Below are 14,105 nucleotides of genomic sequence, written 5' to 3' on the forward strand. Positions count from 1 at the left end.
TGTCGGTCGCGCTGCTGCCGGGCCTCGCCGTCGACCCCCGGTACGACGTCGTCGCCCGCCCGCTGCGGGCGCCCTGGACGCGCCCGGTGTACGCCGCGGTGCGCCGCGGCGCCCCGCCCACCGCGGCGACGAGCGTCGTCCTCGCCGGGCTGCGCCGCGTCGCGGCGGACGCGAGGGTCGCGGGCGGGGCCGCGCCCGCCCCGCCGCCGCGGTAGCGCGCCGACGGGCGCGCCCTACACTGGGCCCAGCACCGCACGACGACGTGGGAGGTCCCGTGTCGCGCACCCTCGCACCGCCGCTGCGCTCGGACGCGCACCCGCGTCGACCCGACGCGCGCCGCGACGCCCGCTCGGTCCGCGCCGCCTACCGGTCGTTCCTCGTCGACGGCGTCCTCCCGCACGGCGTCCACCCGGTCGTCGCCGACTCGTGGCGCCGGTCCGTGCACAGCGGCGTCGACCCCGAGGGCCCGCGCACGGAGTCGGCGCTCGCCCGCGACGACCTCGTCGCCTACCGCGACGCCCACCCGCTCGCCGGGGTCATGCCCGTGGTGCGCGAGCTCGTCGTCGACGCCGCGGCGGACGACGGCCTCGCCGTCGCCGTGTCCGACGACGCGGGCCGGCTCCTGTGGGTCGAGGGCAGCCGCGCGCTGCGGGGCGCGGTCGAGCGCGTCGGGTTCGTCGAGGGGTCGGTGTGGCGCGAGGAGCGCGTCGGGACCAACGCCCCCGGGACCGCGCTGGCCGCGCGTCGGGCCGTGCAGGTCCTCGGCGCGGAGCACTTCTCCCGTCCCGTCCAGGCGTTCAGCTGCACGGCGGTCCCCATCCACGAGCCCGGGACCGGGCGCGTCCTCGGTGTCCTCGACGTCACCGGCCGCCAGTCGGCGGCCTCGAGCGTCGTCCTCTCGCTCGTGCGGGCCACGGTCCTGAGCCTCGAGCGGGAGCTCGCCCAGCGCGCGTCCGCACCCGGGGCCGGCGGCTCCGGGACCGTCCCTGCCCCGCCGCGCGACGGCGCACCCGAGCTGTTCGTGCTCGGCATCACGCCCGTGCTCCGCGCGGCGGACGGCCTCGAGCACCGGTTGTCGCTGCGGCACGCCGAGATCCTCGCGCTCCTCGCCGCGCACCCGCGCGGCCTCTCCGCGGACGAGCTCGCCGTGCTCCTGCACCCCGGCGCGCTCTCGGACGTCACCGTGCGCGCCGAGGTCTCGCGCCTGCGCCGCGTCGCCGGCCCGCTCCTCGCCGGCTCCCGCCCGTACCGGCTCGCGCGACCCCTGCGGACGGACGCCGACGTCGTGCGCGACCGGCTCGCGGTCGGCGACGTCCGGGGAGCGGTCGCCGCCTACCGGGGGCCGCTCCTCCCGCGCTCCGGCGCGCCCGCCGTCGAGCACCTGCGCGCCGAGCTCGCGGCGGAGCTCCGCGCGGCCGTCGTGTCGGCGGGCGACGCCGACGTCCTCGACGCGTGGACCCGCACCGACGACGGCGCCGAGGACCACGCTGCGTGGACGCGTCTCCAGAGCGTCGCCCACCACGGCAGCCCGCTCTGGGTCCGCGCCCGCGCGCACCTCGACCTCCTCGACGACGAGCTCTCCTGACCGAGACCTGTCGGGCGCGCGCTGCAACGGTGCTGCAACCCTCGCGTGCCTAGCGTCGTGCCACGGCGCGACGAGGCGCCGTGCCGCGCACCGCCGTCGGGCACTCCCCGCCCGACGGCGAGCTCCCTCAGGGGCGCGGCGAGTCACCACTGCGAGGAGGCAGACGATGACGGTCTACGCAGCTCCCGGCACGGACGGGGCGATCGCCGAGTACAGGGCCCGGTACGACCACTGGATCGGCGGCGAGTACGTCGCGCCGGCCGGCGGGCAGTACTTCGAGAACCCCAGCCCGGTCACGGGCCGGACCTTCACCGAGGTCGCGCGCGGCACCGCCGACGACATCGAGCGCGCGCTCGACGCCGCGCACGGCGCCGCCCGGTCGTGGGGTCGCACGAGCGCGACCGAGCGCGCGAACATCCTCAACAAGATCGCTGACCGGATGGAGGAGAACCTCGAGCGGATCGCCGTCGCGGAGACGTGGGAGAACGGCAAGCCGGTCCGCGAGACGCTCGCGGCCGACATCCCGCTCGCGATCGACCACTTCCGCTACTTCGCGGGCGCGATCCGCGCGCAGGAGGGGTCGATCTCCGAGATCGACGAGGACACCATCGCGTACCACTTCCACGAGCCGCTCGGCGTCGTCGGGCAGATCATCCCCTGGAACTTCCCGATCCTCATGGCCGTGTGGAAGCTCGCCCCGGCGCTCGCGGCGGGCAACTGCGTCGTGCTCAAGCCGGCCGAGCAGACGCCCGCGTCGATCCTCTTCCTCATGGACGTCATCGGCGACCTGCTGCCGCCCGGGGTGGTGAACGTCGTCAACGGGTTCGGCGTCGAGGCGGGCAAGCCGCTCGCGTCCAGCCCGCGCATCCGCAAGATCGCGTTCACGGGCGAGACGACGACCGGCCGCCTGATCATGCAGTACGCGAGCCAGAACATCATCCCGGTCACGCTCGAGCTCGGCGGCAAGTCGCCGAACATCTTCTTCTCCGACGTCGCCGACGCGCGCGACGACTTCTACGACAAGGCCCTCGAGGGGTTCACCATGTTCGCCCTCAACCAGGGCGAGGTGTGCACGTGCCCGTCGCGGGCCCTCATCCAGTCGTCGATCTACGACACGTTCCTCGGCGACGCGGTCGCCCGGACCCAGGCCGTCAAGCAGGGCAACCCGCTCGACACCGCGACGATGATCGGCGCGCAGGCGTCCAACGACCAGCTGGAGAAGATCCTGTCGTACATCGAGATCGGCAAGGCCGAGGGCGCGAAGGTCCTCACGGGCGGGACGCGCGCCGAGCTCGGCGGCGACCTCGCGGGCGGGTACTACGTGACGCCCACGATCTTCGAGGGCAAGAACTCGATGCGGATCTTCCAGGAGGAGATCTTCGGTCCCGTCGTCGCCGTCACCGACTTCTCCGACTTCGACGACGCCATGACCATCGCCAACGACACCCTCTACGGGCTCGGCGCCGGCGTCTGGTCGCGGTCGGGGAGCACCGCCTACCGCGCGGGCCGCACCATCGAGGCCGGGCGCGTCTGGACCAACTGCTACCACGCGTACCCCGCCGCCGCCGCGTTCGGCGGGTACAAGGGCTCCGGCGTCGGGCGCGAGAACCACAAGATGATGCTCGACCACTACCAGCAGACGAAGAACCTCCTCGTCTCCTACTCGGCCCAGAAGCTCGGCTTCTTCTAGGCGGCGATCCCGTCACCCGTCGAGCGTGCGGTCGTCGACCGTCCCGTCGTCCTGCGGGGCGACGACCGCACGCTCGACGGGCAGCAGGCACCAGCTCGGCCAGTGCTCCAGGAGGTTCCCGTGCTCGACGACGTCCCCTCGCCCGGCCCGGTCGGCGCGCCACCGGCGCGGGTCGCGCTCACCGACGACGCCGCGGCGCTGCTCGCGCGGCTGCGCCCGGTCCACGGCGAGCTCATGTTCCACCAGTCCGGTGGGTGCTGCGACGGGTCGTCGCCCATGTGCTACCCGCAGGGCGACTTCCTGCTCGGCGACGCCGACGTGCACCTCGGCGACCTGGTCGTCGTCCCGGACGGCGGCGACGAGCCCGGCGCGCCCGGCCCGGGCGGGTTCCGCGTTCCCGTCTGGATGAGCCGCGCCCAGTTCGAGTACTGGAAGCACACGCACCTGACGATCGACGTCGTGCCCGGCCGGGGCGCCGGGTTCAGCGTCGAGGCGCCGGAGGGCGTGCGGTTCATCATCCGCTCGCGCCTGCTCACCGACGACGAGTGGGCGGCGCTCGACGTGGCCTAGGCTGGGGCCACGGCAGCCTGTGACCGGAGGGGAGGCGGCACGATGAACGACCTTCTCGTCGTCGCGCGCGACCTCGCCTCCGCGCTCACGCTCCTGCTGGGCACGTCGACCCTCACGGCCACGCTCTTCCTCCTCGGCGCCACCGCCCTCGTCGCGGCCGTGGCCTCCGTGGCCGCGCGCTGGGGCGCACCCCTCGCGCTCGGTGTGGCGGCACGCCCGGCAGGTCGCCTGCGCGACACGGTCGACGTCGGACCTGCCGTGACGCAGAGCGACCCGGACGCCCCCGGCCGTGCCCGGCCCCGGGCACCCGGCCGACCCCTCGGCTGATCACCCGGCCGAGGTCTCTCCACCGCACCCCGCGCGCACGACGCTGCGGTGTGCCCCTGCCTGCCCGGCGCAGGGTGATCGGCGAACGCGTACCCCGCACGTTCGACCGAGGACACCACCATGAACCTGCTCGACCTCCCGCTCGTCTCCACGGTGCTCGACGCCGCCTACCGCGCCCTGATGGGCCTGTCCGACCTGCTCGAACCCGTCGCCGGAGGCGCTGCGGCCGCGGCCGCCGTCGTCCTGCTGACGCTCGCCGTCCGCGCGCTGCTCGTCCCTGTCGGCGTCTCGCAGGCCAGGGCCGAGCGCGACCGAGCACGCCTCGCGCCCCGGCTCGCCGAGCTCCGGCGTCGCCACCGGGACGACCCGCAGAAGCTCCAGCGCGCGACCCTCGACCTCTACGCCGAGGAGGGCACGACGCCGTTCGCCGGCTGCCTGCCGATGCTCGCCCAGGCGCCTGTGGTCGCCGTCGTCTACGCGCTGTTCCTGCACGCCCAGATCGCCGGTCACGCGAACGCCCTGCTCGGGCACACGCTCTGGGGTGCGCCGCTCGGCTCGAGCCTCGTCGGCTCGCTCGGCGCGGGTGCGGCGGCCGCCCCGACCCTGGTGGTCACGGGAGGGGTCGTGCTCCTCATCGCGCTCGTCGGCGAGCTCACGCGCCGGGCGTCCCTGCCCGGCGGTCGCCTCGCCGTGCCGCGGGCGACAACCGGTCCGGGTGCCGCCGGCGCGGGCCCGCTCGCCGCTCCGGGCCTGCAGAACGCTCTCGGTGCCCTGCAGTTCATGACGGCGGTGATCGCGTGCTTCGTCCCGCTCGCCGCAGGCGTGTACCTGCTGGTGACGGTCGCGTGGACGCTCGGGCAGCGGCTCGTCCTGCGTCGTCGGTTCCCGTTCGGGACGGCGGTGTAGTGCGACGGCGCGGCGGGCCTGGTCACCGGCCCGCCGCGCGTGCGAAGGTGTCGGGTATGACCGATCTGCTCCCGTACCGCGACGACGCGGACGACGTCGAGGTCCCCCTGCTCGGTGGTGACGTGTCGGACGGGGTCGTCCGGCGCGGCGACACCGTCCGCCGTCCGCGCGGCCCGCACAGCCCCGCCGTCGAGGCGTACCTGCTGCACCTGGAGCGCGCGGGCTTCGAGCGCGCGCCCCGGTTCCTCGGGATCGACGACGACGGCCGGGAGGTCGTGACGTTCCTGCCGGGCGAGATGGGCGGGCGCCCGCCGCACGCGTGGGCGACCGGCGAGGACGTGCTCGTCCAGCTCGGGGAGTGGCTGCGGGACCTCCACGCGGTGTCGCTCGACGTCGTGCTGCCGGACGGCGTCGCGTGGCCCGAGCGGGTGCAGTTCCCGGAGGTGCCGGACGTGTTCGACGTGCCGGACGTCGTCGGGCACAACGACCTCACGGTCGAGAACGCGCTGTTCGTCCCGGCCGGCGACGACCCGGAGGGTCCGCACCGGCTCGTCGGCGTGATCGACTTCGACCTCGCCGCGCCGACCACGCGCCTGCTCGACGTCGCGACGACGCTGCTCTACTGGGCGCCGGTCGCGCCGCCGGAGGCGCGACCGGACGTGCTGCGGGACCTCGACGCACCGCGTCGCGCCCGGATCCTCGCGGAGGCGTACGGGTTGGACCGGTCCCAGCGGCTCGCGCTGCTCGACGTGCTCGCGCAGCGGTTCGCGCGGAGCTGGTACGCGATGCGGCATGCCGCAAGGGTGCGCGGCGGCGGCTGGCAGCGCATGTGGGACGACGGGGTGGGGGACCGGATCCACGAGAACGAGGCCTGGTTCGCCGCGCAGCGCGTGGACTTCGTGCACGCGCTGGGCTGAGCGCACGGGGGCGGGGCGTGCTCCGTCCCCCTGCGGCGCGCTCAGAGCGCGGCGAACCGCACCCGGGCTCCGGGTGCCGGTCAGCTCGCGAGCGGGGCGTCCGCCGTGAGGTACCAGGGCTCGTAGCCCTCGAGCGAGAGCGTCCACAGCCCGGGCGCGCCCGTGGGGACCGCGAGGCAGACGTTGCCCGACACGGTGTCGTCGGTGCCGACGAGGCCCGTCCCGACGAGGGCGTCCGGCACGGCGCCGCACTGTCCGTCGACATGGACGCCGTCGTCGCCGACGAAGCCGACGTCGATCGCCCCCCACGCGCTCACCTGCGAGCTGGGGCCGTAGTACGTGGCGGTCACCGGGACGATCCAGTACTCCGTGCCCTCCGGCGGTGCGACGTTGACGTCGCTGTGCGCGAGGATCTCCGCGGTCGCCTCGTACGGCGGGTCGAGGAGGACCTCCCACTCCTCGCCGGCGACGGTGTAGCCGTCGAAGAACCACGGGTCGGCCCGCGTCCCGGAGCCCTCCCACTCGCCCTCGGACCAGTCCTCGTCCGACCAGTCCTCGGACCACTCGTCCTCGACCGGCTCGGTGTACCAGTCGGCGAGACGCCCGCCCGCGTCGCTCGCGACACCGGCGGCGAAGCCGACGCCGCCGCCCACCGCGAGGCACGTGGCGCCGACGATCAGCCCGACGGCGGTGCGGGACAGACCGCGGCGCGGCGGGCGGGGGTGGGCCGGGGAGCCCGGCGACGGGGTACGGCGGCCCCGGCCGGAGCGGCCCTGGCGGGAGCGGCCCTGGCGGGACGGGACCGTGGCCGATGGGCGCCGGACCGGGCCCGATCGGCGACGGCGGCGCGGTGGACTGCGGGGGAGCGTGGTACCCGGGCGTGGGGACCGGAGGCGAGGTCGCTGGGGGCGCCGTCGGGGCCGGGACAGAGGTAGTCGGCGCGGGGGGCGCTCCCGAGGTCGACTGGCTGGGTGGCGCGAAGGGGTTGGTCATGGCTGCTCCGGGGTCGTGCGGGCGAGCGCCCGGACGACCGTGTCGCCGTGCGTGGCCGGATGCTCCCACATCTCGGCCTGCCAGCACCAGGAGCGGTAACGACGTGCGACCAGGGCACGGTCCCGCCGTCGAGCACGCACGACCTGCCGACCACGACATCACCCGCCCGCGAGCACGACATGGGGGTCGCTCTTCAGCGGATAACGACCCCCATGTCGTGCTCGCGGGCCCGGTTACGGCTGGTCGATCTCCGAGCCCACCAGGAACTGCGAGTAGGCCCCGATGGTGAGGAACGTCGGGAAGTCCTCGGCGAGCGCGACCGCGCGGAACACGTGCGCGGCGTCGTCGATCCGGTTGCCCGGGAGGCGCGGCAGGTCGTCGACGATCTCGGCGAGGAGTGCCTCGACGCGGTCGCGCGTGATGGGCACGCCGTTCTCGGTGCGCGTGCCCGACGCGATCCACTGCCAGACCTGCGAGCGCGAGATCTCGGCGGTCGCGGCATCCTCCATGAGGTGGTCGATCGCGGCGGCGCCGACGCCGCGCAACCAGGACTCGAGGTACCGCACCCCGACGGAGACGTTGGAGCGCAGGCCTGCCGCGGTCACGGTCGCCCCGGCGCGGCGGGCCGAGCCGATGTCGAGCAGCTCGTGCTGGCCCACCTCGACGTCGTCGCGCAGGCGAGACACCTGGTGCGGGCGGTCGCCCAGCACCGCGTCGAACTCGCCGCGCGCGACCTCGATGAGGTCGGGGTGCGCGACCCACGTCCCGTCGAACCCGTCCGTCGCCTCGCGACGCTTGTCGGCCCGCACCTGCTCGAAGGCTCGTTCGGTGACGTCCGGCCGGCGCCGGTCGGGGATGAACGCGCTCATCCCGCCGATCGCGTGCGCGCCGCGCTTGTGGCACGTCGCGACGAGCAGCTCGGTGTAGGCGCGCATGAACGGCGCCGTCATGGTGACCTGCGCGCGGTCGGGCAGCACGTAGGAGTCGCCGCGCGTGCGGAACGCCTTGATGACGGAGAACAGGTAGTCCCACCGCCCGGCGTTGAGCCCGGCGCAGTGGTCGCGCAGCTCGTGGAGGATCTCCTCCATCTCGAAGGCCGCGGGCAGGGTCTCGATCAGCACGGTCGCGCGGATCGTGCCCTGCGGCAGCCCCAGGTACTCCTGAGCGAGGACGAACACGTCGTTCCACAGCCGTGCCTCGCGGTAGCCCTCGAGCTTGGGCAGGTAGAAGTACGGCCCCCGGCCGCGCGCGACGAGCTCGTGCGCGTTGTGGAACAGGTACAGCCCGAAGTCGACGAGCGACGCCGACGCCGACACGCTGACCCCGGCCCGGTCGACGTACCGCATGTGCTTCTCGATGAGGTGCCACCCGCGCGGGCGGAACACGATCGTCGGCAGGTCGGTGAGCGTCGTCGAGCGCAGGCGGTACTCCTTGCGGTGGTCGCCCGAGCCGGTCGTGTGGGTGAGCGTCCCGCGGATCGCGTCGTGCAGCGCGAGCTGGCCCTCGATCACGTTGCGCCACGTGGGGCTCGACGCGTCCTCGGCGTCCGCGAGCCAGACCTTGGCGCCGGAGTTGAGGGCGTTGATCGTCATCTTCGGGTCGGTCGGCCCGGTGATCTCGACGCGGCGGTCCTCGAGGCCCGGCGCGCCGGCCGAGCCGGCGACGCGCCACGAGGGGTCGTCGCGCACGGGCCGCGTCGCGGCCCGGAAGTCGGGGTCGATGCCGTCCGCGACGTCCTGCCGGCGCTGCTGCCGGTCCATGAGCAGCTCGTGGCGGCGGGCCACGAACCGGTCGTGCAGCAGGGTGAGGAAGTCGAGCGCCTCGGGCGTGAGGATCTCGCGGTAGCGCTCGCCCAGCGTGCCGATGACGCGCAGGGCGCCCGACGGCGCGGGCCGGGCCGGCCGCTCGGGGCGCGGGCCGCCGTCGGGCCCGGTCTGGGGCGTGCCCGAGGGGGAGGGAGGAGAGGTGGTCGTGGTCAGCGTGGTCATGGCGTGCTCCGAAGGTCGATGTCGCGAGGTAGAGCTCTGGTAGGCCGAGGTAGAGCCCTGGTCCCGCGAGGTAGAGGCGTGGTCGTGACCAGGCCTCTACCTCGCGGGACCGCTCCTCTACCTCGCGAGGGGGCTTAGTGGAACTGAGCGGTCTCGGTGGACCCCGCGAGCGCGAGGGTGGCGGCGTCGGGGTTGAGAGCCGTGGCGACCCGGTCGAAGTAGCCGGTGCCGACCTCCCGCTGGTGGCGGGTGGCGGTGTAGCCGTCGGCCTCGGAGGCGAACTCGGCCTCCTGGAGCTCGACGTAGGCGGACATCGCGCGCTCGTCGTACCCGCGCGCGAGCTCGAACATGGAGTGCGAGACGGCGTGGAAGCCGGCCAGCGTGATGAACTGGAACGCGTAGCCCATGGCGGCGAGCTCCTTCTGGAAGCTCGCGATCTGGGCGTCGTCGAGGTGCTTCTTCCAGTTGAACGACGGCGAGCAGTTGTACGCGAGCTTCTTGTCCGGGTACCGCGCGTGGATCGTCTCGGCGAACGTGCGCGCGAGCTCGAGGTCGGGCTCGCCCGTCTCGACCCAGATGAGGTCGGAGTACGGCGCGTACGCGAGGCCGCGCGCGACGACCGCGTCGAGGCCCGGGCGCACGCGGTAGAAGCCCTCCGAGGTGCGCTCGCCCATGAGGAACGGGCGGTCGCGCTCGTCGACGTCGGACGTCAGCAGGTCCGCGGCGAGCGAGTCCGTGCGGGCGATGATGACCGACGGCACGCCCGCGACGTCGGCGGCGAGGCGCGCGGCGTTGAGCGTGCGGATGTGCTGGCTCGTGGGCACGAGCACCTTGCCCCCAAGGTGGCCGCACTTCTTCTCCGACGCGAGCTGGTCCTCCCAGTGCACGCCCGCGGCGCCCGCGGCGATCATCGAGTGCATGAGCTCGTACGCGTTGAGCGGGCCGCCGAACCCGGCCTCGGCGTCGGCGACGATCGGGGCGAGCCAGTCGCGGCGCGGCTCCTTCTCGTCCGACCCGGCGCGCTCCGCGGTCTCGATCTGGTCCGCGCGCAGGAGCGCGTTGTTGATGCGGCGCACGACGGCGGGCACGGAGTTGGCGGGGTAGAGCGACTGGTCGGGGTACGTCTGGCCGGACAGGTTGGCGTCGGCCGCGACCTGCCACCCGGACAGGTAGATGGCCTTGAGGCCCGCGCGCACCTGCTGCACGGCCTGGTTGCCGGTGAACGCGCCGAGCGCGGCGACCCACTCCTCGGTGTGGATCTGCTCCCAGAGCTTCTCGGCCCCGCGGCGCGCGAGCGTGTGCTCCTCGCGCACCGAGCCGCGCAGCGCGACGACGTCCTCCGCGGTGTAGTCGCGCTGGAGGCCGGCCCAGCGCGGGTCGCTCGCCCACTGCTCGGCGATCTCGGCCGCCGTCTGGGTCTGGTCGCCGGGGCGGGGACCGTCGCTCTCGGCGCGGTCCGGGGTGCGGCCCGCGACGTCCGCCGTGGTCGCGACGGCGCCGAGCGGACGGGCGCCGCCCGCGTACTCGGACGGGGAGCGGCGGCTGACGATGGTGGGCCTGTTCACGGGTGCCTCCTGGTGGTGCGCCGGCCCGCTCCGCGCGGACCGGACGGGCCGGTCGGTGGACCTCGGCGAGGTCCGTGCTTCGACCTTCCTCCCGCGGGCAACCCCGTCTCAAGCCAGATCCGGCGAAAGAATCGCAGTTCTTCTCTTGTGCGGAAGGAGTGGCGCGTGTCACTCTCAGTCATGGCTATCCCGACGACGCGACCGGCCGGAATCGCGGAACATGCGGAAATCCCGCTGGAGAGCGAGCCCGACGCCCTCACGATCGGCCGCAGGATCCGGCACCTGCGCACCGCGCGGGGCCTGACGCTCGACGAGCTCGGGGCCGCGATCGGCCGCGCACCGTCCCAGGTGTCGCTCCTGGAGAACGGCAAGCGCGAGCCCAAGTTCGCGCAGCTCCAGGCCGTCGCGCGGGCGCTGGGCGCGAGCCTCGACGACCTGCTGTCGCCCGAGGCGCCGTCGCGCCGGGACGCGCTCGAGATCGAGCTGGAGCGGGCGCAGCGGGGCCCGCTCTTCGACGCGCTCGGGCTGCGCCCGGTGCGGGTCGGCAAGTCGCTGCCCACGGACGCGCTCGAGACGATCGTGGCGCTGGAGCGCGAGCTCCAGCGACTGCACACCGAGCGCGCGGCGACGCCTGAGGAGGCGCGGCGCGCGAACGCGGAGCTGCGATCCACGATGCGCGCGCAGGACAACTACTTCCCGGAGCTCGAGGACGCCGCGGCAGAGCTGCTCGACGGCGTGGGGCACGCGGGCGGCCCGCTGCCCCAGCGCGTCGCGGCGGACATCGCGGCGCACCTGGGCTTCACGCTGCACTACGTGGGCGACCTGCCGCACTCGACCCGCTCGGTGCTCGACCTGCGCCACCGCCGCGTCTACCTGCCGAGCAACGGGATGCGTGGGCGGTCCAACGCGACGTCGGCGCTGCTCCAGGCGCTCGCGCCGCACGTGCTCGGCCACGCGGAGCCGCGCGACTACCGCGAGTTCCTGCGCCAGCGCGTCGAGGCCAACTACCTCGCGGCGGCGCTCCTGCTGCCCGAGCGTCACGCGGTCAAGGCGCTGCGGGCCGCGAAGGACGCGCGCGAGATCTCGATCGAGGACCTGCGCGACGCGTTCGCCGTGTCGTACGAGACGGCCGCGCACCGGTTCACGAACCTCGCGACCAAGCACCTCGGCATCCCCGTGCACTTCATGAAGGTCCACGAGTCGGGTGTCATCCACAAGGCGTACGAGAACGACGGCGTCCGCTTCCCCGCCGACCCGCTCGGCGCCGTCGAGGGGCAGTACGTGTGCCGGAGCTGGACCGCGCGCACGGTGTTCGCGGTCGAGGACCGGCTCAGTCCGTTCAGCCAGTACACGGACACGCCGAGCGGCACCTACTGGTGCACGTCGCGCGTGCAGGCGTCGGCGGACGGCGAGTTCTCGGTGAGCGTCGGCGTGCCGTTCGCGCACGTGAAGTGGTTCCTGGGCCGCGACACGACCGAGCGTCTGGTCTCCCGCTGCCCGGACGGCGCGTGCTGCCGCCGCCCGCCGGACGCGCTCTCCGACCGCTGGGCCGGGCAGTCGTGGCCGAGCGCCCGCCCGCACGCGTCGATGCTCGCCGCGATGCCGACCGGCGCGTTCCCCGGCGTCGACACGACCGAGGTCTACTCGTTCCTCGAGTCCCACGCCCCCCGCTGAGTGCTGGGCGTGTGTCGTTCGCACGGGGCTCCGGCGACACGTTCCCAGGACTCGACGGATGCCACCGTCAGCCGATCGAGCCGCCCTCGGTCGGCGCGTCCATGGCGTCCTTGAGGCGCACGGTGTCGGCGTCCGACCAGCCGTCCGGGGCGTGCAGGGCGGCGAACCCGTCGGCGTACTCGAGGTGGTAGACGTGGCCGTGGCCCGGCGGGATGTCGGACGCGGCCGCGACGAACAGGTCGCCCGTGAGCTGCCAGAACGTGACGAACGGGTACCACCGCACGTCACCCAGCACGTCGGGCCCGCGCGGCTCGCGCAGCCAGTCGGGCTCCGACCACAGCGTCTCGGGTCCCCACCAGGTCACGCCGTCGGACGCGTGCTGGAGGTAGACGACGCGTGGCTCGTCCCAGCGCGGGCCGGGCCCCCACAGGTCGGCGACCCCGGTCGCGACCGGGTCGCCCCAGCGGACCTGGCGGCCGTCGTCGAGCACGGGCGCGTACTCGAGCGACCCGGGATCGCGCGCGTCGGTGAGCTCGCGCCACAGCGGCGTGAACCCGGGCGTCCCGGTGAACATCGCACCGTCGGAGCGGGCCTCGACGTCCTGGACGCCGCTGAACGCGCCCTGCATGCCGAACGACCCGAGCGAGATGCCGAACGCGAGCAGGCGCGGGCGGTCGTCCTCGGGGAGCTCCGACCAGCGGTCGTACACGGCCTCGAACAGCGCTCTGCCGGCCGCGGGCGGGGTCGAGCGGTCGCCCACGAAGCTGATCCAGCTCGGCAGGTACGAGTACTGCATGCTCGCGATCGCGGTGTCGCCGCCGTGCATGAGCTCGAGCGCCTCCACCATGCCCGGGTCGACCCAGCCCGTCCCCGTCGTGGTCGCGACGACGAGGACCGACCGGTCCCACGCGTCGGTGCGGTCGAGCTCGTCGACGACGCGGGCCGCCGTGGCGTCGAGGTCGCCGTCCGGATCGAGGCCGGCGTAGGCGTGGATCGGCTCGCGCACGTCCGCAGGGTCGACGACGTCGCCCGCCTGGGCGAACGCGCGCAGCTCGTCGACGGTCGGGCCGGACACGACGAACTTGCGACCCTCCGCGCCGAGCGAGTCCCACGTCTCGGGGGACGCGTCCGACCCGGACCGCTCGGGCTGGGCCGGGGGCGACAGGCGCGGGTCGACGTCGGCGTTCGCGGTCGCGTAGATCGAGTTCAGCGCGTTGAGCGCACCCGACCAGATGACGCCGTTGAACACCAGGACGACGACCACGGCGACGACGACGCCGCTGACGAACCGGGCCACGGGCGCGGGCACGACGTTGTCGACGACGAGGCTGAGCCAGCGCGCGAGGCGCCGCAGACCGCGGCCCACCTGGAGCACGAGCAGCGCGACGGCGAGCGCCACGAGCAGCGTGACGACCTCGCGCCCGGGCACGTCCTCGGACATGCCGAACAGGTGCCGCAGCTCGATCTGGCGGCGCGCCCCGAGGATCAGCGAGAGCGGCACGAGCACGGTCGCCGCCCCGGCGAGCACCCACCACGCGATCCGGCTCGCGCGCGCCGTCCAGCGGATCCGGAGCCCGACCTTGAGCGCGAACCACTCGACGAACGCCCCGACGCCGTACCCGCCGACCGCGCTCACCCCGGAGATCACCGCCTGGTAGTACCAGGCGCGCGGGATGAGCGACGGCGTGAACGACAGGCAGAACCACAGCAGCGCGAGCACCAGCCCGGTCGCGGAGAACCGCCGGAGCCACCGCCCCCACACCCCGTGCCTCGCGGGCTTCTCGTCGACGGGCTCGGGGGTACGGGTCTCCGTCACGGTGGGCTGCACATCGCGAGCGTAGGCGAGGCGCCGCGAACCGTCCCCTCGAAGCGCCCGCGCCCGCGCCGGGA

The 14,105-nt window shown here is 74.2% G+C and carries 13 protein-coding genes; 8 read left to right on the top strand and 5 right to left on the bottom strand.

Annotated features, from left to right (window positions below):
- From CCE02nite_RS20400 to adh, 3 genes are all read left to right on the top strand, one after another.
- A partial coding sequence (locus CCE02nite_RS20400; RefSeq protein WP_218027031.1) for a hypothetical protein occupies positions 1–215 on the top strand: 215 nt, incomplete at its 5' end.
- A 59-nt stretch (positions 216–274) separates the two neighbouring features.
- Positions 275–1,585: a helix-turn-helix domain-containing protein gene (locus CCE02nite_RS05075; protein WP_255318646.1), complete on the top strand. Its 1,311-nt coding sequence runs from the start codon at positions 275–277 to the stop codon at positions 1,583–1,585.
- A 166-nt stretch (positions 1,586–1,751) separates the two neighbouring features.
- Positions 1,752–3,275, top strand: coding sequence for an aldehyde dehydrogenase (adh, locus tag CCE02nite_RS05080; protein ID WP_141388600.1), 1,524 nt, complete (start codon positions 1,752–1,754; stop codon positions 3,273–3,275).
- Positions 3,276–3,287: 12 nt separating this feature from the next.
- Here the strand turns inward: adh and CCE02nite_RS20405 are convergent, their stop codons facing one another.
- Entirely contained in the window at positions 3,288–3,500 is a 213-nt protein-coding gene (locus CCE02nite_RS20405; protein ID WP_170227222.1) for a hypothetical protein, read from the bottom strand.
- On the opposite strand from CCE02nite_RS20405, the gene CCE02nite_RS05085 reads away from it, so the two are divergent.
- The 4 genes from CCE02nite_RS05085 to CCE02nite_RS05100 all read left to right on the top strand — a co-directional run bounded on the left by CCE02nite_RS05085 (position 3,474) and on the right by CCE02nite_RS05100 (position 5,995).
- Positions 3,474–3,845: a DUF779 domain-containing protein gene (locus tag CCE02nite_RS05085; RefSeq protein ID WP_255318666.1), complete on the top strand. Its 372-nt coding sequence runs from the start codon at positions 3,474–3,476 to the stop codon at positions 3,843–3,845. The genes CCE02nite_RS20405 and CCE02nite_RS05085 overlap by 27 nt on opposite strands.
- A 42-nt stretch (positions 3,846–3,887) precedes the next feature.
- On the top strand, positions 3,888–4,172 hold the full coding sequence (locus CCE02nite_RS05090) for a DUF6412 domain-containing protein (protein ID WP_141388602.1): 285 nt from the start codon (positions 3,888–3,890) through the stop codon (positions 4,170–4,172).
- Between the two features lie 120 nt (positions 4,173–4,292).
- Positions 4,293–5,078, top strand: a complete 786-nt coding sequence (locus CCE02nite_RS05095) for a YidC/Oxa1 family membrane protein insertase (RefSeq protein WP_141388603.1) — start codon at positions 4,293–4,295, stop codon at positions 5,076–5,078.
- A gap of 56 nt (positions 5,079–5,134) precedes the next feature.
- On the top strand, positions 5,135–5,995 hold the full coding sequence (locus tag CCE02nite_RS05100; RefSeq protein ID WP_141388604.1) for an aminoglycoside phosphotransferase family protein: 861 nt from the start codon (positions 5,135–5,137) through the stop codon (positions 5,993–5,995).
- An 80-nt stretch (positions 5,996–6,075) separates the two neighbouring features.
- Here CCE02nite_RS05100 and CCE02nite_RS05105 read toward each other — a convergent pair whose 3' ends face one another.
- From CCE02nite_RS05105 to aceA, 3 genes are all read right to left on the bottom strand, one after another.
- Positions 6,076–6,648, bottom strand: a complete 573-nt coding sequence (locus CCE02nite_RS05105) for a hypothetical protein (protein WP_141388605.1) — start codon at positions 6,646–6,648, stop codon at positions 6,076–6,078.
- Between the two features lie 573 nt (positions 6,649–7,221).
- Entirely contained in the window at positions 7,222–8,976 is a 1,755-nt protein-coding gene (aceB, locus tag CCE02nite_RS05110; RefSeq protein ID WP_141388606.1) for a malate synthase A, read from the bottom strand.
- Positions 8,977–9,110: 134 nt separating this feature from the next.
- Positions 9,111–10,541: an isocitrate lyase gene (gene aceA, locus CCE02nite_RS05115; RefSeq protein ID WP_255318647.1), complete on the bottom strand. Its 1,431-nt coding sequence runs from the start codon at positions 10,539–10,541 to the stop codon at positions 9,111–9,113.
- A gap of 180 nt (positions 10,542–10,721) precedes the next feature.
- Here aceA and CCE02nite_RS05120 point away from each other — a divergent pair, with 180 nt between their 5' ends.
- Entirely contained in the window at positions 10,722–12,215 is a 1,494-nt protein-coding gene (locus tag CCE02nite_RS05120) for a helix-turn-helix transcriptional regulator (RefSeq protein WP_141388772.1), read from the top strand.
- Between the two features lie 67 nt (positions 12,216–12,282).
- On the opposite strand, the gene CCE02nite_RS05125 is transcribed toward CCE02nite_RS05120, so the two are convergent.
- Positions 12,283–14,043, bottom strand: a complete 1,761-nt coding sequence (locus tag CCE02nite_RS05125; protein WP_255318648.1) for an alpha/beta hydrolase — start codon at positions 14,041–14,043, stop codon at positions 12,283–12,285.
- Positions 14,044–14,105 lie beyond the last annotated feature (62 nt).

The organism is Cellulosimicrobium cellulans, from assembly GCF_006539945.1.
GTDB classification, from domain to species: Bacteria; Actinomycetota; Actinomycetes; order Actinomycetales; family Cellulomonadaceae; genus Cellulosimicrobium; species Cellulosimicrobium cellulans.